At 63.0% G+C, this 23,276-nt stretch carries 19 protein-coding genes and 1 pseudogene; 11 read left to right on the top strand and 9 right to left on the bottom strand.

Features of this window, described 5'->3' with window-relative positions:
- Window positions 1–7: 7 nt before the first annotated feature.
- Together GR138_RS18565 and GR138_RS18560 are read right to left on the bottom strand one after the other, a co-directional pair.
- A complete protein-coding gene (locus GR138_RS18565) occupies window positions 8–1,549 on the bottom strand; it encodes a sugar ABC transporter ATP-binding protein (protein WP_160860756.1) in 1,542 nt (513 codons plus the stop codon).
- Window positions 1,546–2,196, bottom strand: coding sequence for a DUF2291 family protein (locus tag GR138_RS18560; protein ID WP_160860755.1), 651 nt, complete (start codon window positions 2,194–2,196; stop codon window positions 1,546–1,548). Before GR138_RS18560 ends, GR138_RS18565 begins: the two co-directional genes overlap by 4 nt.
- Window positions 2,197–2,977: 781 nt before the next feature.
- Between GR138_RS18560 and GR138_RS18555 the strand changes: the two genes are divergently transcribed.
- From GR138_RS18555 to derI, 7 genes are all read left to right on the top strand, one after another.
- Window positions 2,978–4,528: an FGGY-family carbohydrate kinase gene (locus tag GR138_RS18555; RefSeq protein WP_160860754.1), complete on the top strand. Its 1,551-nt coding sequence runs from the start codon at window positions 2,978–2,980 to the stop codon at window positions 4,526–4,528.
- A gap of 44 nt (window positions 4,529–4,572) precedes the next feature.
- Complete coding sequence (locus GR138_RS18550; RefSeq protein WP_160860753.1) at window positions 4,573–6,084, top strand: glycerol-3-phosphate dehydrogenase; 1,512 nt, start codon at window positions 4,573–4,575, stop codon at window positions 6,082–6,084.
- 8 nt (window positions 6,085–6,092) lie between these two features.
- Window positions 6,093–7,028, top strand: coding sequence for a sugar phosphate isomerase/epimerase family protein (locus tag GR138_RS18545; protein WP_160860752.1), 936 nt, complete (start codon window positions 6,093–6,095; stop codon window positions 7,026–7,028).
- A gap of 73 nt (window positions 7,029–7,101) precedes the next feature.
- Complete coding sequence (locus tag GR138_RS18540; protein WP_160860751.1) at window positions 7,102–8,046, top strand: sugar-binding transcriptional regulator; 945 nt, start codon at window positions 7,102–7,104, stop codon at window positions 8,044–8,046.
- Window positions 8,047–8,133: 87 nt separating this feature from the next.
- Window positions 8,134–8,910, top strand: a complete 777-nt coding sequence (locus GR138_RS18535; protein ID WP_160860750.1) for a DeoR family transcriptional regulator — start codon at window positions 8,134–8,136, stop codon at window positions 8,908–8,910.
- Complete coding sequence (locus tag GR138_RS18530; protein WP_160860749.1) at window positions 8,907–9,677, top strand: triose-phosphate isomerase; 771 nt, start codon at window positions 8,907–8,909, stop codon at window positions 9,675–9,677. The genes GR138_RS18535 and GR138_RS18530 overlap by 4 nt, the downstream gene beginning before the upstream one ends.
- Before the next feature lie 13 nt (window positions 9,678–9,690).
- A complete protein-coding gene (gene derI, locus GR138_RS18525) occupies window positions 9,691–10,149 on the top strand; it encodes a D-erythrulose-4-phosphate isomerase (RefSeq protein ID WP_069060916.1) in 459 nt (152 codons plus the stop codon).
- A 70-nt stretch (window positions 10,150–10,219) separates the two neighbouring features.
- On the opposite strand, the gene GR138_RS18520 is transcribed toward derI, so the two are convergent.
- From GR138_RS18520 to GR138_RS18495, 6 genes are all read right to left on the bottom strand, one after another.
- Complete coding sequence (locus tag GR138_RS18520) at window positions 10,220–11,083, bottom strand: ABC transporter permease (protein ID WP_160860748.1); 864 nt, start codon at window positions 11,081–11,083, stop codon at window positions 10,220–10,222.
- A gap of 3 nt (window positions 11,084–11,086) precedes the next feature.
- On the bottom strand, window positions 11,087–11,956 hold the full coding sequence (locus tag GR138_RS18515; RefSeq protein WP_160860747.1) for an ABC transporter permease: 870 nt from the start codon (window positions 11,954–11,956) through the stop codon (window positions 11,087–11,089).
- A gap of 5 nt (window positions 11,957–11,961) precedes the next feature.
- Window positions 11,962–13,035: an ABC transporter ATP-binding protein gene (locus GR138_RS18510; RefSeq protein WP_160860746.1), complete on the bottom strand. Its 1,074-nt coding sequence runs from the start codon at window positions 13,033–13,035 to the stop codon at window positions 11,962–11,964.
- Between the two features lie 94 nt (window positions 13,036–13,129).
- Complete coding sequence (locus GR138_RS18505; protein ID WP_160860745.1) at window positions 13,130–14,206, bottom strand: extracellular solute-binding protein; 1,077 nt, start codon at window positions 14,204–14,206, stop codon at window positions 13,130–13,132.
- Window positions 14,207–14,388: 182 nt separating this feature from the next.
- Window positions 14,389–15,876, bottom strand: coding sequence for an aldehyde dehydrogenase family protein (locus GR138_RS18500; protein WP_160860744.1), 1,488 nt, complete (start codon window positions 15,874–15,876; stop codon window positions 14,389–14,391).
- A 1-nt stretch (window position 15,877) separates the two neighbouring features.
- Complete coding sequence (locus GR138_RS18495) at window positions 15,878–16,981, bottom strand: mandelate racemase/muconate lactonizing enzyme family protein (protein ID WP_160860743.1); 1,104 nt, start codon at window positions 16,979–16,981, stop codon at window positions 15,878–15,880.
- A 162-nt stretch (window positions 16,982–17,143) separates the two neighbouring features.
- On the opposite strand from GR138_RS18495, the gene pdxR reads away from it, so the two are divergent.
- Complete coding sequence (pdxR, locus tag GR138_RS18490; protein ID WP_160860742.1) at window positions 17,144–18,658, top strand: MocR-like pyridoxine biosynthesis transcription factor PdxR; 1,515 nt, start codon at window positions 17,144–17,146, stop codon at window positions 18,656–18,658.
- 3 nt (window positions 18,659–18,661) lie between these two features.
- Here the strand turns inward: pdxR and GR138_RS18485 are convergent, their stop codons facing one another.
- Window positions 18,662–20,278 (bottom strand): GMC family oxidoreductase, encoded by a 1,617-nt coding sequence (locus tag GR138_RS18485; protein WP_160860741.1) that lies wholly within the window; start codon window positions 20,276–20,278, stop codon window positions 18,662–18,664.
- 208 nt (window positions 20,279–20,486) lie between these two features.
- Between GR138_RS18485 and GR138_RS18480 the strand changes: the two genes are divergently transcribed.
- From GR138_RS18480 to GR138_RS18470, 3 genes and pseudogenes are all read left to right on the top strand, one after another.
- Window positions 20,487–21,434: a LysR family transcriptional regulator gene (locus GR138_RS18480; protein WP_160860740.1), complete on the top strand. Its 948-nt coding sequence runs from the start codon at window positions 20,487–20,489 to the stop codon at window positions 21,432–21,434.
- Between the two features lie 183 nt (window positions 21,435–21,617).
- On the top strand, window positions 21,618–22,670 hold the full coding sequence (locus GR138_RS18475; protein ID WP_160860739.1) for an NAD(P)-dependent alcohol dehydrogenase: 1,053 nt from the start codon (window positions 21,618–21,620) through the stop codon (window positions 22,668–22,670).
- A 204-nt stretch (window positions 22,671–22,874) separates the two neighbouring features.
- A pseudogene (locus tag GR138_RS18470) lies at window positions 22,875–23,051 on the top strand (IS3 family transposase); the annotation flags it as partial.
- Between the last annotated feature and the right edge of the window lie 225 nt (window positions 23,052–23,276).

Raw genomic sequence — 23,276 nt, 5'->3', positions numbered from 1 at the left:
AGCGCTCCTAATGGGCATGCACGGCTTCGCCAGAGGCGGCCATGATCTGTTCTTTGGTCACATCGGGACCGAATTCAGCGGAGATGCGGCCACGCCGCATGACGATGATGCGGTGGGCGATGCTGAGGCATTCGCCGACCTCGGAGGTGGTGTAGACGACGGCAAGCCCGCTTTTGGCGCGCTCGGCCAATAGCTTGAAGACCTCGGCCTTGGCGCCGATATCGATGCCGCGGCTCGGTTCGTCGAGCAGGATCACTTCCGGCTCCGTCGCCAGCATCTTGCCGATGACCACCTTCTGCTGGTTGCCGCCAGAGAGCGAGCCAATGGGGGCCGCACCGCCATCCGTCTTGATATGCACCTTGCGGATCGCCTCGCCGATCAATCCCGCCTCGCGGGAGGTCGAGGTGAACAGGCCGCGTGTGAAGGCGCCGAGGCTGGCGAGCGAGAGGTTGCGGCCGACGCTCATGGTCTGCACCAGACCGTCGCGCTGCCGGTCTTCCGGCACAAGCACGAGGCCATCGCGAATGCAGGCCGAAATCGACTGGCCGGTGACGTCCCGGCCCTTCAGCACGACCTTGCCGGCTGTGGGCTTGAGGCGCCCCGCGACCGTTTCGAGCAGTTCGGTGCGGCCGGCGCCCATGAGGCCGTAAATGCAGACGATCTCGCCTTCGCGAACCGAAAGGGAAAGCCCGTCGACCACCGAATAGCCGGCCCCGCCGGGATCCGTCACCGTTAGCCCTTCGATCGACAGCGCCACGTCGCCCTTGTCATAGCCGGTCGGCGGCGAGCCGAGATCGAAATTGTCGCCGACCATGTGGCGGACGATCCACTCGAGATCGATGTCCTTGCGCTCGGCATAGGCCGTCATCGCGCCATCGCGCAGAACCACCGCATGGTTGGTGATCTGCAGGGCCTCCTCGAGATGGTGCGAGATATAGACGATCGAAACGCCGCGGTTCATCAGGTCGCGAATGACCTTGAACAGCACCTCGACTTCAGAGGCACTGAGCGCCGAGGTCGGCTCATCCATGATCAGGATGCGCGAATTGACCGAAAGGGCACGGGCGATCTCGACGATCTGCTGCTGGCCGAGGCGAAGTTCCTCGACGGGGGTGAGAGGATCGATGTCCTCTTCCAGTTCAGCCATCAGGAGGCGCGTCTGGCGCTCTTCTTCAGCGAAGTCCACGCCTGTTGCCGTCATGATTTCGCGCCCCATGAAGATGTTGTCGCGAACGTTCATGTTGGGGGCGAGGCTGAGCTCCTGATGGATGATGGAGATACCGCGGTCACGTGCTTGGGAGGATGACGCGAAAACGATAGGCTCTCCATCGAGAATGATCTCGCCGGAGGTGGGCTGCACCACGCCGGAGAGGATTTTCATGAGGGTCGACTTGCCGGCGCCGTTCTCACCGAACAGCGTCGTGACCTGGCCGCGATGAATGTCGAAATTGACGCCCTTGAGGGCATGCACGCTGCCGTAGGACTTCGCCACGTTGCGCGCGGCGAGCACGACTTCACCCTTCGGTCCGGTGTCGGCGGCCGCGCTCATTGGACGTCGAGCCTCACGGGAATGACGATCCAGCTCTTCGGGTTGACCAGCTTGAACACGCCGATGACCGTCACGGTCTTGCCGGAAAGCGCTGCCGGGTCGATGCCGCCGAGTACCACCTTCTTGACCTCGTTGTTGATCGCCGAGCCGGCGTCCTGATACTCGATCTGGTTCTTGAACTGGCCGAATTCGATCTGGCCGGTGGCGTCGCGCAGGTCCGTACCGTTGAGCGCGGGGCCGGTCTGCACCCGCACGGTCAGCTCGGCCGGCAGGCCTTCGACCGCAACGACGTTGTAGTTGGCCTTGCGCTCGCCGACGACGCCGGTGAACTTGACCGGAAGGACCGGGCCGACCGAGGTCGCAACGCCGTATTTCTCGGAGGCCGCCTTCTTGTCGGCAGCAATCGCCGTCGACAGTTCGACCGCGTCGACGGCACGCGTCTCGACGCTCTGCTTGATGATCGGGAACTGCTCGGCGCCATAGGCTTCCGGCGAAAACTTCTGCACCTGCACGTCTCTCTCGGAGCCGATCTGGACTATCGTGGTGTCGAACGCCATGGCGCCGACCAGCACAACGGCGGCGGCAATGCCGATCCAGCGATAGTTTCGCGCGGGCTGCGGCGGCTTCGATAGCGTGGTGTCAGTCATGTCGATTGGCCTTGCGATTGAACGGAGGAAACGTCAGTGGGTGCGCCGGCAAGGGGCCGACGACAAGGGCACGCCGACAGACCCGCGCGCGCTGGCGCTGGTGGGCGTCACTGTCTTCCGTACAGAACATGTCATGATGTCCTCCCCATGAAGGCGCCGGCCAGATCTCCTCATCTGCCTTGCGCTGCATTGCACACATCTTTCGCAGTTGCGATATATGCGTGTTATATGTCCCATTGTATATGTTAACTTAACGCAGGCTGTCAATCTGCCTTTTTTGAGTGCCGCGTCTTCCGGTATCCACATTCCACCACCTCCACCTCGCCGGGTGGGCAGACGACATCACCCAACGCATCCCGATGTGGGCGCATAAACAAAGCGGAGGCGGAAACGTGAAAATCTATATATCTATCTGATATTAAATATAAAAAATTCAAATCGCACCTACCTTCAAAGCCATAGAACCGCTATGAAGGCTCGGTCGAGGCAGCCATCGCGCGCCTCAAAACGCTCCTTTGCCCCGCCTTCTATCCGCATCCATCTTATATGAAAAAAAATTCGACAGCCGAAAAATTTTACGAGACACGCGATAACTTTGTGTTATGTTCTCTTCCGAGGTCCGGGAGATCCGTGGTACTGTCCTTGGAGGCCAATTTGGCCTCGGCCAGAGGGCCTGCAAGGGTCACGCACGCTTTCGTGAAAAACGATCAGGAGGATTGAATGCTCTGTTTCGGGTCAGGCGAAGCGACGCGGATTGTCGCGGCATCCGTTGGTGCACGTCATGGCTGAAGCGGCAGACCTGATCATCGGCATCGACGCCGGCACCTCGGTCATGAAGGCTGTCGCCTTCACGCTGACCGGCCGCCAGATCGCCAGCGCCTCCGTGCGCAACACCTACGTCACCGGCGATGACGGCTCCGTCACGCAATCGCTCGACCAGACCTGGCTCGACTGCACGCGCGCCTTGCGCGGGCTGGCAGATAAGGTCGACCGTCTGGCCGACCGCACGGCCGCCATCGCCATCACCGCCCAGGGTGATGGCACCTGGCTCGTCGGCGCCGGCAATCGTCCGGCCGGCGATGCCTGGCTCTGGCTGGACGCCCGCGCGGCACCGACCGTCGAACGGCTTGCCGCCACCGATGCCGACCGCGCACGGTTCGAGGCGACGGGCACCGGCCTCAACACCTGCCAGCAGGGCACGCAGCTCGCCCATATGGACCGCTATTTTCCGGACCTGCTGGCCGGCGCCGAAACCGCCATGCATTGCAAGGACTGGCTCTACCTGAACCTGACCGGCATCCGCGCCACCGACCCGTCCGAAGTGAGCTTCACCTTCGGCAATTTCCGCACCCGCTGCTATGACAGCGACGTGCTTGCAGCCCTTGGCCTGACGCACCGCCGCGCCCTGCTGCCGGAAGTCATCGAAGGCACCGAGACCACCCATCCGCTGACCACGGAAGCTGCTGCCGCCTCCGGCCTCAAGGCCGGCACGCCCGTCTGCCTCGGTTATGTCGACATGTGCATGACGGCGCTCGGTGCCGGCGTGCGCAGCGAAGGCCGCAACGCCGCCTGCTCCGCCATCGGTTCGACCGGCGTGCACCTTCTGGCAAAACCCGTTTCCGAGGTCGTGCTGAACGCCGAGCGCACCGGCTATGTCATCGCGCTGCCGATCCCCGGCGTCGTCACCCAGGTCCAGACAAATATGGGCGCGACGATCAACCTCGACTGGCTGCTGCAAGTCGGCGCGGATCTCCTGGGTGAATTCGGCGTCACCGTCGGGCTCAACGATATGATCGGCCGCGTCGATGCCTGGTTTGCATCGAGCAAGCCCGGCAACATTCTCTACCATCCCTATATTTCCGAGGCCGGCGAGCGCGGCCCCTTCGTCAATGCCCGCGCCCGCGCCAATTTTACCGGCCTTGCCAGCCGTCACCGGTATCCTGATCTCGTGCGCGCGGTCGTCGAAGGCCTCGGCATGGCGACACGCGATTGCTACGCGGCCATGGGCGCCCTACCCTCCGAACTCCGGGTCAGCGGCGGCGCGGCCCGTTCGGCGTCGATCCGTGGCACGCTGGGTGCTGCCCTTGGCGCACCGGTTCGCGTCAGCACCCGCGAGGAGGCCGGCGCCGCCGGCGCCTCGATGATGGCGGCCGTGGCGATCGGCGCCTACCGCACGATGGACGATTGCATTGCCGACTGGGTCACCCCCGAGCTTGGCGATGCCGAACAACCAAAGCCCGAAGACACCGACCGCATGACGCGCCTGTTTGCCGCCTATGCGGATGTCCGCCGCGGGATAACGCCTGCCTGGGACATCCTGGCCGCGCGCTGACGAAAACGATTGCGCCTCCCCGTGAGGCGTCGAAGGAGATTGAGATGAACGAGCCCGAGCGTATTGACCTCTTCGTGATCGGCGGCGGCATCAACGGCGCCGGCATTGCGCGTGATGCAGCCGGCCGTGGCCTGTCCGTCGTGCTGAGCGAGAAGGACGATCTGGCCGAAGGCACCTCCTCGCGCTCGGGCAAACTGGTGCATGGCGGTCTGCGCTATCTCGAATATTACGAATTCCGGCTGGTGCGCGAGGCGCTGATCGAGCGCGAAGTGCTGCTTAACGCCGCCCCGCACATCATCTGGCCGATGCGCTTCGTGCTGCCGCACAGCCCGGAGGATCGCCCGGCCTGGCTCGTCCGGCTCGGCCTCTTCCTCTACGACCATCTCGGCGGCCGCAAGAAGCTGCCGGGCACACGCACGCTCAATCTCGCACGCGACCCCGAAGGCACGCCGATCCTCGACCAGTACACGCGTGGCTTTGAATATTCCGACTGCTGGGTGGATGACGCCCGCCTGGTGACGCTGAATGCCGTGGGCGCCGCCGAAAAGGGCGCCTTGGTGCTGACCCGTTCGCCGACCGTCTCCGCCCGCCGCGAAAACGGCGCCTGGACGGTGACGACGAAGAACAGCACGACGGGCGAAACGCGCACCTTCCGTGCCAAGTGCCTCGTCAACTGCGCCGGCCCCTGGGTCTCCGACGTCATCAACCGCGTCGCCGGCTCGAACTCCTCGCGCAATGTGCGCCTCGTCAAGGGCAGCCACATCATCGTTCCGAAATTCTGGGCGGGCGCAAACGCCTATCTGGTGCAGAACCACGACAAGCGCGTCATCTTCATCAACCCCTATGAGGGCGACAAGGCGCTGATCGGCACCACCGACATCGCCTATGAGGGCCGCGCCGAAGACGTTTGCGCCGACGAGACGGAAATCGACTACCTGCTGAAGGCGGTTAACCGCTACTTCAAGGAAAAACTGCGCCGGCAGGATGTGCTGCATTCCTTCTCCGGCGTGCGTCCGCTGTTCGACGACGGCAAGGGCAACCCCTCCGCCGTTACCCGCGACTATGTCTTCGATCTCGACGAGACCGGCGGCGCGCCGCTGCTCAACGTCTTCGGCGGCAAGATCACCACTTTCCGCGAACTGGCCGAGCGCGGCATGCACCGTCTTGCGCATATCTTCCCCAATATGGGTGGCGACTGGACGGAGAAGGCGCCTCTTCCCGGCGGCGATATGCCGAATGCCGACTATGAGACGTTCGCCAACAGCCTGCGCGACACCTATCCGTGGATGCCGCGCAAGCTTGTACAGCATTACGGCCGCCTCTACGGCACCCGCACGAAGCATGTCATCGGTGGTGCCAGCAACCTGGAAAGCCTCGGCCGGCATTTCGGCGGCCAGTTCTATGAGGCGGAGGCGCGTTATCTCGTCGCCAGCGAGTGGGCGCAGACGGCACAGGACATCCTCTACCGCCGGACCAAACACTACCTGCATATGACGGAAGCCGAGCGCGCGGCCTTCGCCGACTGGTTCAACGCTACCCGCCTTGCCGCAGCCTGAGGTCGACCATGCCGCTGACGCTTTCACTCAACACCAATCCGCTGGTCAACCGCTTCGCCGATCCCGACGACCTGATCGACACCGTCGCCCGCGACCTTCGCCTGCGCGATCTCCAGTTGACCCACGAGTTCATCAATCCGAGCTGGAATGCGGCGACGATCCGCCGGCTGACGCGGCAGATGGACAGGGCGCTGGAACGGACCGGCGTGCGCGTTACGTCCGGCATGACAGGCCCCTATGGCCGCCTCAACCATTTCGGCCATCCGGATGCCGATGTGCGCCGCTACTATGTCGACTGGTTCAAGACCTTTGCCGATATCATCGGCGACCTCGGCGGCACGTCCGTCGGCACCCAGTTCGCCATCTTCACCTACAAGGATTATGACGATCCGGCGCGCCGCGAGGAATTGATCCAGATCGCCATCGACTGTTGGGCGGACGTGGCCGAGCACGCGAAAGGTGCCGGCCTCTCCTATGTCTTCTGGGAGCCGATGAGCATCGGCCGCGAATTCGGTGAGACCATCGCTGAATGCATCAAACTGCAGGATCGGCTGACCGCCGCCGATATGGCGATCCCCATGTGGATGATGGCCGATATCGACCACGGCGACGTGACCTCCAGCAATCCGGACGACTTCGAGCCCTATGCCTGGGCGCGCGCCGTGCCAAAAGTCTCGCCGATCATCCACATCAAGCAGAGCCTGATGGACAAGGGCGGCCATCGACCGTTCACCGCCGAGTTCAATGCCAAGGGCCGCATCCAGCCGGAACCATTGCTGAAAGCGTTCGCCGAGGGCGGCGCGGTCGACAACGAAATCTGCCTGGAACTCTCCTTCAAGGAGCGCGAGCCGAACGACCGGCAGGTCATTGCGCAGATCGCCGAAAGTGTCGCCTTCTGGGCGCCGCATATCGATACCGGTGTTTCCGATCTCAAGCTGGGCTGACCGCGGCGGGCGCGCTTGCTAAGGCTTGGCCTGAAAAATCGTTCCCGGTGCAGAGCAAGGCAGGACACCACTGATGATCGACAATGAAGATTCCCTCGCCGTCCGCGCCGCCTGGCTGCACTATATCGGCGGCTTCACCCAGTCTGCCGTCGCCAAACGCCTGGGGATTCCGTCGGTCAAGGCGCACCGGTTGATTGCACGCGCCGTTGCCGAGGGCGTCGTGAAGGTCAGCATTGACGGCCACATTGCCGAATGCGCCAACCTGGAGGTGGAGCTTTCCACCCGCTACGGCCTCGACTACTGCGAGGTCTCTCCCGATATCGACGACGATCCGCTGGCGCTGACCACGCTCGGCCATGCCGGGGCAAATTTCCTGCGGCGCGAAATCGAACGCGGCGAATCCGCCGTCATCGGCCTCGGCCACGGCCGCACGCTTTCGGCCGCCGTTCGCCATCTGCCGCGGATCAGCGCCAGCGGCACGCGCTTCGTCTCGCTGCTCGGCGGGTTGACCCGCAACTATGCCGCCAACCCTTACGACGTCATGCACCGTCTTGCGGAAAAGACCGGCACCCAGGCCTATGTGATGCCTGTGCCGTTCTTCGCCAATACGGAAGAGGATCGAGAAGTGCTGCTCTCCCAGCGCGGCGTCAGCGAGGTGTTCAACCTTGCCCGCAGCGCCGACCTCAAGATCGTCGGCATCGGCACCGTCGACAACCAGGCGCATCTGGTGAAATCCGGCATGCTCCAGCCGGACGAGCTGGAGGAGATTGCCGCCCTCGGCGGTGTTGGCGAATTGCTTGGCCATTTCTTCGACAGCAAAGGCCGCATCCTTCAAACCTCGGTTACAGCGCGGACGCTTGCCGCCTCCTTCTCCGAAGACGGCAACGACCGCATCGTCGCCATTGCAGGTGGCCCGGTGAAGACCGAGGCTATCCGCGCCGTCCTGCACAGCCACAAGCTCCATGGGCTGATCACGGATGAGCGCACGGCACGATTGCTTCTGCAAAGCTCAGCGTGACGAAAATCACAAAATCACAAAAATAATGTTACAAAAACGCAGGAATGATGTTATAGACCTATCCGCAGCGTCAGGATGGAGTACGCCGTGAAACGGGAAGAGCGCAGACAGGAGATCATCAATCTTCTGGTCGAAAGCCGGGCTGTCGAGCTTGACGACATCGCGGCGCGCTTCGGTGTCTCCAAGATGACCATCCACCGCGACCTCGACGATCTCGAACGGGCTGGCGTGCTGCGCAAGGTGCGCGGCGGCGCGACCATCGATGCCGGCACCCAGTTCGAAAGCGATTTCCGGTTTCGCGAGTTGCAGGAAGCCGATGTGAAGCGCGCGCTGGCCGAAACCGCCGCCGACCTCGTCGAACCCGGCATGACGGTGATGATCAACGATGGCTCGATGGCCTCGGTGCTTGGCGACGTGCTGGCGGCGAAAAAGCCGATCACCATCATCACCAACAATGCGGCGATCATGGAGCGCCTGAAGGGTGTCTCCGGCGTCACCCTGATCGGCCTCGGCGGCATCTATTCAGCCAAGTTCAACGCCTATTTCGGCATCGTCACGGAAGAGGCGCTGTCGCGCCTGCGCGCCGACATCGCCTTCATATCCGCACCCGCAGCCTCGGGTCGGCTTGCCTATCACATGGATGAGGCCGTGGTGCGCACCAAGCGGGCGATGATGACGTCCAGCCGCCAGTCCTGCCTGATGATCAACAGCCGCCGCTTCGGCCACACCGCACTGCATGTGCTGGCCGACCTTACGGAATTCGACACGGTCCTATCCGACAAACCCCTCCCCCACGACACGTTGGCCGAACTCGGCGACGGAAAAACCGTGGTGCGGATTGCCCACAAGGAGACAACCATATGAGCCAAAGCCGGACATTCTGGGTTGGCACGAGCTGGAAGATGAACAAGACGTTGGCCGAGGCCAAGATCTTCGCCGAACGTCTTGCTGCTGCCGACAGCGACCGCGATGCCCGAATCCAGCGTTTCATCATCCCGCCCTTCACCGCCGTGCGCGAGGTCAAGACGATGCTCGCCAATACGTCCGTGAAGGTCGGCGCGCAGAACATGCACTGGGCCGACGAAGGTGCCTGGACCGGTGAGGTCTCGCCGGTGATGCTGAAGGATTGCGGCCTCGACCTCGTCGAGCTCGGACATTCCGAGCGCCGCGAGCACTTCGGCGAGACGGACGAGACGGTCGGCCTCAAGACCGAGGCTGCCGTGCGCCATGGCCTCGTGCCGCTGATCTGCATCGGCGAGACTCTTGCCGACCGCGAAGGCGGCCATGCGACGGAGGTGCTGGCACAGCAGGTGCGCGGCGCCCTGTCGCGGCTCGACACCACGCAGAAACAGGCTGAAATCCTGCTCGCCTACGAGCCCGTCTGGGCGATCGGCGAGAAGGGCATTCCGGCGACGGCGGACTATGCCGATGCCCGCCACGCCGAGATCGCCGAGGTCGCGGAAAAGATCCTCGGCCGCCGCATTCCCTGCCTCTACGGCGGCTCGGTCAACCCGCAGAACTGCGAGGAACTGATCGCCTGCCCGAACATTGACGGGCTCTTCATCGGCCGCTCAGCCTGGAAGGTTGAAGGCTATCTCGACATCCTGGCGCGTTGCGCCGCCACCATCTGAAAGGAGATTTTCCATGAAACTCGCTATTGCCGGTGACAGCGCGGGCGAAGGCCTCGCCAAGGTTCTTGCCGATCACCTGAAGGACCGCCACGACGTGCACGAAGTCTCGCGCACCGATGCCGGCCCGGACGCCTTCTACGCCACGCTCTCCGACCGCGTCGCCTCCGGCGTCATCGCCGGTGAGTACGATCGCGCGATCCTCGTCTGCGGCACCGGCATCGGCGTCTGCATCTCCGCCAACAAGGTGCCGGGCATCCGCGCCGCGCTGACGCACGACACCTATTCGGCCGAACGCGCCGCCCTCTCCAACAACGCCCAGATCATCACCATGGGCGCCCGGGTCATCGGCACAGAACTCGCCAAGGCCATCGCCGACGCCTATCTCGCCCAGACCTTTGACGAAAACGGCCGCTCCGCCGGCAATGTCCAGGCGATCAACGAGGTCGACGCGAAGTACAACGCGGCCAAGTAACGACCAGCGCCGACCGCTTCAGACCAGCCCCTGCACAATGCCGGGGCTGGTCAAATCATTGCCGCGAGGACTACGTCTGTTCGTCCTTGCGCTGCACGACCACGCTGAGCAAAGCCAGCGCGCCCGACCCCACCATCAGGAAGAACGAGACAGCGTTCAGCACCGGCGTCGAGCCGACCTTCACCATGCGGTCATACATGGTGATCGTCAGCGGCGCATCGGAGCCGACGAGCATCAGCGTCGTGTTGAAATTCTCGAACGAGACGAGGAAAGCCACGACGAAGGCGGAAAAGAGCGCCGGCATCAGATAGGGCAGCGTCACCGTCATCAGCACGCGCAGCCGCGAAGCGCCAAGATTGAAGGCCGCCTCCTCCAGCGCGATGTCGAATTTCCGAAGACGCGCGGCGATCACCAGCGAGGTGATGGTGGTGAGGAACGAGAACTGGCCAAGGATGACGAGAAAAATCCCGGGGCGCAAAAAGTCCCATTCGATTCCAAACGTTTCTTCCAGGCCGTTGGCGATCATGCTGGCGAAGACCAAAAGCGAGATGCCGAGGATGACGCCGGGAATGACCAGCGGCACGATCATCAGGATGTAGAAGATGTTCTTGCCGGGAAACTGCTTGCGCTCGAAGAGGAACGCGTTGCAGGTGCCGGCGGCAACCGCCATGGCAGAGACGGCGACGCCGATGATCAGCGAGTTCTGCAGGCCGCGCAGCAGCCGCCGGTCATGGAACATGCCGATCTTCGGCTCGGTACTGCTGAAGAACCAGTCGAGCGTAAAGCCATTCCACGGCAGCGCCGGGAACATGGAATCATTGAAGGCGAACATGCCGGCGGCGAAAAGCGGTGCGGCGAGATAGATGAGGAACGCCAGCATATAGCCGCGGTAGACCCATCGGAGGAGAGGCGATTGCGGGGCCGCAACGTTCATGGGTCAGTCCTTTGCGACGGTGGAGGCGAGGCTCTGGTCGGTCAGCCGCAGCCCAAGCCAGACGACGAACGAGGTGAACACGAGAAGCAGGACACCGAAGGTCGCGCCGGACTCCCAGTTGTAGCGCGTGACGAACTGTTCGTAGATCTGCTCCGTGAACCACATGCTGTTCTTGCCGCCGAGCAGGATGGGCGTGAGATAGCTGCCCGCCGTCAGCATGAAGACGATGATGCAGCCGGCGACGATGCCCGGCATCGCATAGGGCACGACGATGCGCCGGAAGACGGTGAAACGGCTGCCACCGAGATTGTAGCCCGCCTCGATCAGCGAATTGTCCATGCCGTCGAGCGTGGAAACGAGCGGCACGATCATGAACAGCACGACCGTATAGACGAGCCCCATCACCACGGTGGCGTCGTTGTAGAGAAACTCCACAGGACCGCTGACCAGGCCGATCTTCTGCAGGAAGCTCGAGACAAGACCGGTTTCACGCAGGATAACGATCCAGCCGAAGGCGCGCACGAGGTCGCTCACCCAGAGCGGGATAAGGCACATCAGAAAAAGGGCTGCCCGCGAGCGGCGCTGCGCGATCTTGGCAATGTAGTAGGCTACCGGAAAGCCGACGATGAGCGCCATCGCCGTCACCAGGATCGACATCCAGGCGGTGCGCAGCAGCGTGTTCCAGTAGATCGGTTCCGAGAGGAAGGCGACATAGTTCGAGACGCCGAACGTGTATTCGCCCGGCCCCACCTTTTCCCGAAGCGAGATATAGCCGATGCCGAGCTGCGGCAGGATGATGAGCAGCGCGATCCATAGCGCGAAGGGCGCGAAGAGCAGGATGAAGGAGAGTTTCGTGACGTCCGAGCGCGCCATCGCCGTCACCTCGAGACGCTGAAGCAGCGGCCATGGCCGTGGCTCCAGCCGATATCGACCCGGGCGCCGGGTTGAACGCGGTTGGTGCCGTCCATCACGGCCTGGCCGACTTCGATGAGATTTCCGCCCTGGGCACGCACGAGGATACGGCTGCTTGCGCCGTTGAAAAGCAGGCTTTCGACCGTTCCTTCGAGACGGTTCTCGGCGCCTGGCCCCACCGAAAGGACTTCCGGTCGCACGAAGAGTTCGACGGTGCTGCCCGCTGCAATGCGGTCGTCACCCGCCGTGGCGATCGCCTCGCCGCCACCATCGAGCGCCACGCGCACCTTGCCGTCCGCCACGGAAAGCGCGCGGCCAGGCCAGCGGTTGCTGTCGCCGACAAAACCGGCGACGAAGCCGGTCTTGGGATCGTTGTAGAGTTCCTGCGGCGAACCGATCTGCTCGAACTGGCCGGCATTCATGACAGCCACATTGTCGGACATCAGCAAGGCTTCCGACTGGTCGTGGGTGATATAGAGGAACGTCGTCTCGAACTGGTGCTGGAGCTGCTTCAGTTCGATCTTCATGCGCTCGCGCAGCTTGAGATCGAGCGCGCCAAGCGGCTCGTCGAGCAGCAGGACATCGGGTTCGAGCACCATGCAGCGGGCAATGGCGATACGCTGCTTCTGGCCGCCGGAAAGCTGCGACACCTGCTTTTGCTCCGTGCCGGGCAGGCCGACGCGGTCGAGCACCTGGGCAACCTTGCGGGTAATGTCGGCCTTGTTCTCACCGCGGCAGCGCAGGCCATAGGCGATGTTCTCGCCGATGTTCATCATCGGAAAGAGCGCGAGATGCTGGAACACCATCTTGACGGGACGCTTGTTCGGCGGCGTCGAGAGCACCGATTGCCCCTTGATGCGGATGTCGCCGCTCGTCGGCTCCTCGAAACCGGCGATCATGCGCATCAGCGTTGTCTTGCCGCAGCCGGAGGGTCCGAGAATGGAGAAGAACGAACCGCGCGGGACATTGAAGGACACGCTGTTGACGGCGGTATAGGCGCCGAACCGCTTGCTCAGGCTTTCGCATTGAAGGTCGTGCATGGGTGCTCGCAAATCGCGGCCGCAAGGCGGCCATTTTGAAAACAGCCGACCAGGGTAATCCCCCGGCCGGCTGGTGTCGCGCCTTGGGAGGCGATCAGTTCGACGCGGCGGCCTTGATGCGCTCGAGCGCCTTGCCTTCCATGTCCTCCAAGCCTGCCGGAATGTTGGCGAAGAACTTGAGGTTCGCAAGATCCTTCTCGTCGAAAGCAGCCTTCACGGCCGCCTTCTTGTCGTCCGGCAACAGGTCGATGCCGTTGCTGACGGCAGCGATCGCACCGGTCGAATCCGACATCAGCTTGACGATCTCGGGCTTCATGACGAAGTTGATCCACTTGTAGGCGGCATCGTCCGCCTCGCCCTTGCGCGGGATGACGAAGGTGTCGATCCAGGCAAGCGCGCCGGTTTCCGGCGGCACATAGACCAGGTTCTTGTTCTGGCCGTAGAGCTTGAAAGCCGTGGAATCCCAGGCTTCCGAAACGACGACTTCACCTGACAGCAAGAGCGTCGAAAGATCGTCGCCGCCGTTCCAGTAGGTCTTGACGTTGTCCTTGCAGGCAATCAGCTTTTCCGTCACCTCGTCGAGCATCGTCTGGTAGGCCGCCTTGTCGCCATAAAGCGCGAACGGATCCTTGCCGAGCGAGAAGGCCGTGCCGAGCAGGATCGTACGGCGCAGGCGCATCGAGGTGCGGCCCTTGTATTCCGGATTGCACAGATCGCCCCAGCCCTTGACGTCCGGCGCCTTGGAGATGTCGGCGACGATGCCGGACGTGCCCCACTGGTGCGGTACGGCATAGAGCGCGCCGTCGATCGTCGCATTGGCCTTCACGCCTTCGAGAAGGTTCGGCGCGAGGGCGGCCGTATCGACCTTCGAAAGATCGAGCGGCTTGTAGATGTTGTATTCCTGCTGGGCCGCGAAGATGCGGTCATGGCTCGGCTGGGCGAGGTCGTAGCCGGCGCCGCCGGTCGCCCGGAGCTTGGCGACCATTTCCTCGTTGTTCGACAGCGTGACCTCGACGGTGATGTCAGGGTTCGCCTCTTCGAACAGCTTGATGACGTTGTCGGGCGCATAGCCGCCCCAGGTGAGCAGGCGCAGGGTTTCAGCCTGGGCTGCTGTGCTTGCGACGATGAGGGCAAGCGCCGTCGTCGCGGCGAGCGCGAATGTCGATTTCATGCTGTTCTCCTCTTCCATTTGGCTGTTAAAAGCCGCCGTTTCTCCGGCGTTCTTGTCTGAAGAGGACCATCTCACTCCCGATGATGGCCCTTGGTTCCCGATTTTTAGCCATTGCCATCAAAGAGGGAGATTGGCTCCCCCGAAAGGTCCATTATCTCCTTGCGGTAAGACCAGTATGACGATCAGCTGATCTTCGCGGCCAGGCTCTTCGTGCGGGTATAGCTGCGCAGGGCCTCAAGTCCCTTCTCGCGACCGAAACCCGACAGCTTGCTGCCGCCGAACGGCACCTCGATCCCGCCGGCAAAATACTCGTTGATATAGATCTGCCCGGCCTCGATATCGCGCGCCATGCGATGGGCACGGCCGAAATCGCGGGTGTAGATGCCGGCGACGAGACCAAAATCCGTACCGTTGGCGATGGCGACCGCTTCCTCTTCGCCCTCGACAACCTGCACCGACAAGACCGGCCCGAAAATCTCCTCCTGGATGACAGGGTCATCCGCCTGGACGGCGTCGAGAATGGTCGGCTGGAAGAACCAGCCTGTGCCGCTCTCCGGATCGACCGCTCGCTGCCCGCCAGCGGCAATCGCAACCCCTCGCTCCCGCGCGCCCTCAACATATCCGGCCACCTTGTTGAGATGGGCGGCGGAGTTCAGAGCACCGACCTGTGGTCGCCGAAGACCATGGCCAAGTTTCAGGCCATTGGCACGGGCAGCGATCCGCTCGACCAGTTCCGCATGCACCTTGCGTTCCACCACGAGGCGCGAACCTGCCGAGCAGATCTGGCCGGCATTCTCATAGATCGCGCCAAGCACGCCTTCGATGGCGGCATCCAGATCGGCGTCGGCCATGACGATGACCGGCGACTTGCCGCCTAGTTCGAGCACGACGCTGGTAACGTTGGCGGCAGCCGACTGCATGACGCGGATGCCCGTTGGCACGGAACCCGTGAACGTGACATGGCGAACATCCGGGTGCGACACCAGCGGCCCGCCCGCCTCCGCGCCGGTGCCGGTGACGACGTTGCAGACACCCGCGGGCAGACCCGCCCGGAAAAGAATGTCCGCCAGCATCAGCGCGGTCAGCGGGGTCTGCTCCGCAGGCTTGGCGACCACCGTGCAGCCGGCGGCCAGCGCCGGCGCAATGCTGCGCGCCGCCGTCGAGAGCGGATAGTTCCAGGGAATGATATGCGCGGTCACACCGACCGGTTCCTCGATCGAGTAACCGATATAGTCCGTCCCAAGCGGGAAGGTATCGCCCTGAATTTTGTCGGCCGCACCGGCGTAATATTCGAAGCAGCGCGCCGCGCCTGCGACATCGCCTTCAGCCTCCTGCAAGGCCTTGCCGCTGTCGAGGCTTTCCACCACAGCCAGCCGCGCCGCTTCCGCCCGGATGATCTGGGCGGCGCGGAACAGGATCGCGCCGCGGACACCCGCCTTGGTCCGGCCCCAGTCGCGCTGTGCCTTGCGGGCGGCGGCGACTGCCCGATCCACGTCATTACCGTCGCCGGCCGCGAAGGTGTGAAAAGCGCGCGCAGAGCCGGGATCGAAGGTTTCCATCCCGCGGCCACCGGTGGCGTCGACGAAGACACCGTCGATGAAATGACCCGATGGCAGCGCGGACAAAGTCCCCTTGGAGAAATATTCGCCGACAAGAGCTTCGCTGCTCATCTCAATTCGCCTCGCTCATCTGGTAGCTCGAACGCGCGAGCCACTCCGGGTCGATTTCCACGCCCCAGCCGGGTTCATCAGTCACCATGGCCTTACCATCGACGATGTCATAGGGCGACTTGCGGAACAGACCATCCTGCCAAGGATAATAGTCCTCACCCTCGATCGAGAATTCGAGATACTTGCCGGCATTCGGGATGGCGCGCAACAGGTGCATGGTGAAGAGCGTCACCATGGAAAGATTGGCGGCATGCGGCGTCACGGGGATGCCGGCCGCTTCAGCCATGCGCACGACGCGCAGTGTCCGGCTGATGCCGCCGAGATAGCAGATATCCGGCTGGACGATATCGACCGCCTTCATCTCGATCATGCGGCGCCAGGTCGGCAGGTCGCAATCCTGCTCGCCGCCGGTCACGTCCATGTCGAGCGTGTCCGTGACTTCCTTCGTCTGTTCCAGCTCCCAGTAGGGGCACGGCTCCTCGTAGTGCACGAGACCGTTGTCCTGCATGATCCGACCCACCTCGATGGCGCGTGCCGGTGAATAACAGGAATTGGCATCGGCAAGCAGATCGGCCTCGGCGCCAACGGCCCGGGCGATCGTCGGGATGATCTCCTCCGTCCGGCCCGGCCATTCGTCCTGGTTGCGGCCGCATTCAGCACCGACGCGGAACTTGAAGGCATCGAAGCCGTAGTCGCCGCGCAGGCGCTTGAAGCGCTCGGCCTCGGCGGCCGGCGTGATGTCGCGCTTCATGGAGGAGGCATAGGCGCGCAGTGGCCCGGCCGAGCCGCCGAGCAGCGCCGCGACCGGCTTGCCGGCCTGCTTGCCGCGCAGGTCCCACACTGCCGTGTCGAGGCCGCACATGGCGCGGTAGAGGTAGGAGCCCGGAAACTTGTGCTCGCGCTCGAAGACCCGGTCGAGATGGTCGTCAAGGTCGGTGATCTCGGCGCCCAGCGTATAGGGCGCGACCTGACGATGCAGGATCTCCGACGTGATATCGGAATTGTAGGTCGATACCTGGCCCCAGCCGGTGGCGCCGGTTTCGTCGGTGATGCGGACGAAGCCGACATATCTGTTGCAGAAGGTCTCGATGCGTTTGATCTTCATGACAATCTAATCTGTTTGACGGCCAATCTGCCTGGCGGATGAAACGGCCCTTGACGCCGCGAACTGGTACGACAATCATCGCAAATTCTTCATGCGATAAGGTCCACTTTACTTTTAGTAGCGGACCATTATTGCGAGGGGACGACAGGCCGGGAGGGCGCTATGGTCAAGTATCCGGGTGGCGCCTTGCTGCCCACGCTGCAGTTCGATCGCAATTCCAGGACGCCGATCAGCGCGCAACTCTGTACGGCGCTCCGCGAGATGATCCTTTCCGGCGAACTCCAGCCCGGCGAGCGCCTGCCATCCAGCCGCACGCTCGCGAAGGACCACGAGGTTTCCCGCACCACGGCGATCAGCGTCTACGAGCAACTCGCCGCCGAGGGCCTGATCCGCTCCAGCATCGGCGCCGGTGCCTATGTGGCCGACACCCTGCGCGACGGCCGCCCGGCGAGAATACCGCCGAAGAATATCGAAGACGAAATACGCAGCCCGCCACGTCTTGCTCAGCTCAGCGCCGACGCGTCGGAACATTATTTCCCCCGCCTGGCGCATCCGGAAAACCCGCGCCCCTTCATCACCGGCATTCCAGCCTTCGACGAGTTTCCGATGGCTTTGTGGGCGAGCATGGTGGCGCGGTACTGGCGCCAACCGCGCAACCTGCTGCTCGGCTATCCGCCGGCGGAGGGACTGATGGAACTGCGCCGGGCCGTGGCGATGCATCTGCGCGCCAATCGCGGCATCACCTGCGAGCCCGAACAGGTCTTCATCTTCAACGGCGCGCAGGACGCCTTCAACCGCATCGGCAACACCCTGCTTGATCCCGGTGATACGGTGTGGATCGAAAATCCCGGCGCGATCGGCGCGCGCAACAGCCTGATTTCCTCCGGTGCGAAACTCGTGCCACTGAGCATCGACGAAGAGGGCATCAACGTTGCCGAGGGCCTGGCCGTCGCGCCGGATTTCCGCCTCGCCTTCGTCACCCCCGCCCATCAGCACCCGCTCGGCGTGACGATGAGCCTGCAGCGCCGCTTCGAACTGCTGCGGGCGGCCGAAAGAGCGGGCGCCTGGATCATCGAGGACGACTATGTCGGCGAGTTCCACTATGCCGGCCACCCGCCGCCGACGCTGAAGAGCGTCGATACATCCGGCCGCGTCATCTATGTCGGCAGCTTTTCCAAGGCGCTGTTCGCAGCCCTTCGCCTCGGTTATGTCGTCGCACCGCCCGGCCTGGTCGACGTCTTCTACCGCATCGCCGGCGCAACCCTGCAAGGTTCAGCCGCAAGCCTGCAATCGGTCGTCGCGAGCTTCATCGAGTGCGGCCACTTCTCCAGCCACATCCGCCGCATGCGGCGCATCTATGCCGAACGGCTCCAGGCACTGCTCGACGGCGCGGCGCAGCATATGCAGGGCATGATGGAGGTCGCGCCCACCGAAACGGGCTTTCACACGGTCGGCCGCCTTGCCGACGATGTCGACGAACTCGCCGTCGCCCGCCGCGCGGCAGAGCGCAACATCCTCGTCTCTCCCATCAGCCGCTTTGCCATCACACCGGTCAAGCAGCGCGGCCTTATCCTCGGCTTCAGTTCCGCGCCGCCGCGCATGATCGCAAGTGCCGCCGAAACCCTCGGCGCCGTCCTGAAGGACATGCGCAAGGAACAGGCCCGCCGCACCGGCTAAGCGCTAGCCGGCGTCGGTGAGGATCATTTCGGCACCCTTTTCACCGACCATGAGCGTCGGCGCGTTGAGATTGCCGGACGTGATGCGGGGGAAAATCGAGGCATCGACGACGCGCAGGCCGTCAAGACCATGTACGCGCAGACGCGCATCGACCACCGCGGTCGCGGCGTCCGGCCCCATGGCGCAGGTGCCGCAGGGGTGGAACACCGAGCCGGAGCGTTCCCGGATATCGGCGATCAGCTCTTCATCGCCCGTGATCCCGGTGCCCGGCCGGATCTCGCTTTCGATGATCTCGCGCATCGGGCCGGTCCGTGAAAGGCGCCGCAGGAAATGCGCGGCTTCGAGCAGTTCCTGCACGTCTTCTTCTGTCGACAGGTAGTTCGGCTGGATTTCCGGCGCGGCAAAGGGGTCCGCGGAGCGGATGGCAAGCTCTCCGCGGCTGGTCGGATGGCAGTTTGAAACCCCGACGAGGAAGCCGGAGAAGGGATCCGGACTCATCAACGCCCGCCGTCCCGGCAGCGCACGTGTATAACTGACCGGCGAGAAATAGAGCTGCATGTTCGGCCGCGTGTGCGCCGGGCTGGTGCGGAAGAATCCGCCGCCCTGGTTCACGCTGAGCGACAGCGGGCCGCTCTGCGTCAGCACATACCGCAGCCCCACCATCAGCCTGCCCCACCAGGGCCGCAGCACATCGTTCAGCGTCGGCCGCCTGCTCCGGTAAAGATGGTCGAAGCCGATATGGTCCTGCAGGTTGCGCCCGACGCCGCTGGCCGCATGGACGACCGCGATACCATGGCGCTTCAGCAATGCCGGATCGCCGACGCCGGAGAGCTGCAGAAGCTGCGGCGTGTTCACCGCCCCGGCGGAAAGGATCACCTCGCGGCGCGCCCGGATCTGCCGCGTCTCGCCACCCTGCCGGTATTCGACACCGGTCGCGCGTTTGCCGTCGAACAACAGGCGGGTCGCCTGGGCGGATTTTAGGACATTGAGGTTGTGCCGCCTGCGCGCCGGAGCGAGATAGGCAGTGGCCGCCGAGCAGCGAAAGCCGTGGCGCGTCGTGATCTGATAGATGCCGATGCCTTCCTGGGTCGCGCCGTTGAAATCCGGGTTGTGCACAAGGCCCGCCTCCTGCCCGCCGGCAAGATAGTTCGCGCAAAGCGGATGCACCACCTTCTCGATATTGGTGACGGTGACCGGTCCATCCTGCCCACGCCATTGATCGGCCCCGGACAAGTTGTTTTCCAGACGCTTGAAAGCCGGCAGCACGTCCTCATAACTCCAGCCCGGATTGCCGAGCGCGCGCCATTCATCAAAATCCTCGGCCTGTCCCCGGATAAAAACCATGGCGTTGATCGAGCTGGACCCGCCGAGCACCTTTCCACGCGGCCAATAGCTCTGGCGGCCGCCGAAGCCCGGTACGGGTTCGCTCAGATATTTCCAGTTCAGCGTGTCGTGATAGAACGCCTTGCCATAGCCGATCGGCATGCGCACCCAGAAATTCAGGTCACTGCCCCCGGCCTCCAGCAGCGCAACACGATAGTGGCCACTCGCTGAAAGCCGATTGGCAACCACGCAGCCCGCCGATCCTGCGCCGACAACAACGTAGTCGTATTCGTCCATGTCTCCGCCATTCCTTCAAATGCACGCCGTCTCCAACTCCCTTGCTATCCGCCCGTGGACCTTGCGTCAGCATCCATTTCGATGGGATTGGCGTACCAGTTTATCACATCCCCGTTCCGGATCGGCTTTCGGGCCGGCGCTATCTGGCATCACAGAAAGAACCGGCTAAATTGCAAAATGCCGGTGCGGTATTGAGCGGAGTTCAACAATGGCCAGAGACACCATCAGCGATTTGAGCACGTTCCTGGTCGTCGCCCGGGAAAGGAGCTTCACAAAAGGTGCGGCAAAGCTTGGCCTTTCACCATCCGCTCTCAGCCACACGATCCGCCTTCTGGAGGAACGATTGGGGGTGCGGCTTCTGACGCGAACCACACGAAGCGTTTCGCTCACCGAGGCAGGCGAGCGCCTACTCCTGACGATCAAACCCCAGTTCGAGGAAATCGAAATGGCGCTTTCGGCACTGACGGCGCTGAGGGACAAACCCGCAGGCACCGTTCGCATCACGGCCGGCGAGCACGCAGCCGAAAAGATCCTGTGGCCAGCGGTGGAACGGCTATTGCCGGATTATCCCGATATCAAGGTCGAGATCGTGGTCGACAATGGCCTGACGGATATCGTCGCCGACCGCTACGACGCCGGCATCAGGCTTGGCGAACAGCTCGACAAGGACATGGTCGCGGTCAGCATCGGCCCAGAAATGCGCATGGCCCTCGTCGGGTCTCCGTCCTACTTCCAGCGCTATCCAACGCCCGTGACGCCGCAGGACTTGACCGCGCATGCCTGCATCAACCTGCGACTGCCGACCTATGGCGGCTTCTATGCCTGGGAACTGGAGAAGGATGGGCGCGAGCTTCGCGTTCGTGTCGACGGACCGCTTGCTTTCAACGTCTCGCACATGGTGGTCAACGCTGCCCGTACCGGCGCGGGGCTGGCCCTTGTTCTGGAGGACATGGTGCGCGAAGACATTTTGGACGGACGCCTGAAACGCGTCCTGGCCGACTGGTGTCCGCCATTCTCCGGCTATCACCTCTACTACCCGAGCCGTCGCCAGCTTTCCCCGGCATTCGCCGTTCTGCTAGATGAGCTGCGCAAAAGTGATACCATGAAACCACCCCTACCCTTCGAACACTCGCCGGGCAGCGGGCCGAAGCCGTGAACGTCGCTATCGCTTCCCAAACCATGGCATTCCTGAATGCCATTCACAGGTTCATGCCACCACCTCCCTCTAATCGCATGGCCTGCCCGATGCTATTTGCCTTCAATGATGCCCGGCCTTCGCCGTGGCCGACCTTGGGTGATGCCCCAAATCCAGCCTCTTAAATCAACGAAAGGCATATCCATGAAAAGTTTTGGTTTTGCAGCAACCGACGCCAACGAACCGCTGGTTCCCTACACTTTCGAACGCCGCGCGCCGCGTGCCAACGATGTCGTCATGGAAATCCTCTATTCCGGCGTCTGTCATTCGGACCTGCACATGGCCCGCAACGACTGGACCTGGACCGTCTATCCGCTGGTGCCCGGTCACGAGATCGTCGGGCGGGTGATCGAGACCGGCAGCGCCGTGACACGCTACAGGATCGGCGATCACGTTGCCGTCGGCTGCATGGTCGACAGCTGCCAGAGCTGCGACCAGTGCCGCCGCGGCGAGGAACAGCTGTGCCGGGAAGGCAATACAGGCACATATAACGCGCCCGACCGCATTACCGGCGACATCACCCGTGGCGGTTACTCCAAGCATCTCGTCGTGCGGGAAGAATTCGCCTGCCGCGTGCCTGACGGCCTCGACATCAGTCGTGTTGCACCGCTTCTTTGCGCCGGCATCACGACATATTCGCCGCTGCGCACATGGAATGTCGGGCCGGGAAGCCGCGTCGGCGTGATCGGCCTCGGCGGCCTTGGTCACATGGCCGTCAAGCTCGCCTCCGCCATGGGCGCCGTCGTGACGGTGCTGAGCCGCACCAGTGACAAGGCAGACGACGCGAGGGCCTTGGGCGCAGACAGGCTTTTGATCTCCACCGACGAGCAGGCCATGGCCGACGCCCAGTCGAGCTTCGACCTGATCATCGATACCGTGCCCGTCAAGCACGACCTCGACCTCTATACGCCCTTGCTCGACGTCGACGGGACGCTGGTGATCGTCGGCCAGGTCGGCCCGATGAACCCGTTCAACAGCGTCCCCCTGCTGCTCGGACGCCGGCGTGTGGCGGGATCACCCATCGGCGGCATCCGCGAAACGCAGGAAATGCTCGACTTCTGCGCCCGCAAGAACGCCCTGCCCGATGTCGAAATGATCCGCATGGACGAGATCAACGAGGCTTTCGAACGCATGGAACGCGCCGACGTCCGCTACCGCTTCGTCATCGACATGGCATCACTCAAGGCCGCCGGATAAGGCGCTTCTGCCGTGCGGCTTCGCTTCGGCAGCCGCACGGCATGTCCTCAGGTTGGCAGAGAACGACGACATCGGTCTGCCAATAGCTCCAGCATCCGCACACGGTCCGTTTACCGTCGCTCTGGCCCATGACGTTAAAGAGGGGCGTTGGTCTCCCCCCTGAAAAGTGATCCTTCATGAAGTGTGGCTGTTGAGGCGAGGAAGGACATGGTAGTGGCCGAGAGCTTCTTTAAGCTTCTGAAGCGAAAGAGGATACGTCGCAAGGCCTACCGTTCACGCGATGAAGCTCGCCAGGACGTGTTTGACTACATCGAAATGTTCTACAACCCAAAACGCAGATACGTCAGGAACGGGATGCTGTCACCCGTCGATTTCGAGAAGCACAGAAAATCTGACCCGAGGGGGCATGCGAAACGTGGGGCTATTCACCTTTTGCGCGCTGCTTCCCAATCTCCCGCTGCCAAATATTATTACGCTGAGATCGCGGGCCTTCATGATAGGCCCGGCAATGAAGAGACGCGAAGTTTTCTAGGAGAAGGCGGAGGATCTTGCCCCCCCAAACGTCAAAAAGCCCCGGGACATTTCTGTCTACGGGGCTTTTGGGTG

The organism is Shinella kummerowiae, assembly GCF_009827055.1.
GTDB classification, from domain to species: domain Bacteria; phylum Pseudomonadota; class Alphaproteobacteria; order Rhizobiales; family Rhizobiaceae; genus Shinella; species Shinella kummerowiae.
The sequence above is the reverse complement of the archived record's forward strand: the minus strand, read 5'-3'. Positions and strand labels throughout refer to the sequence as shown.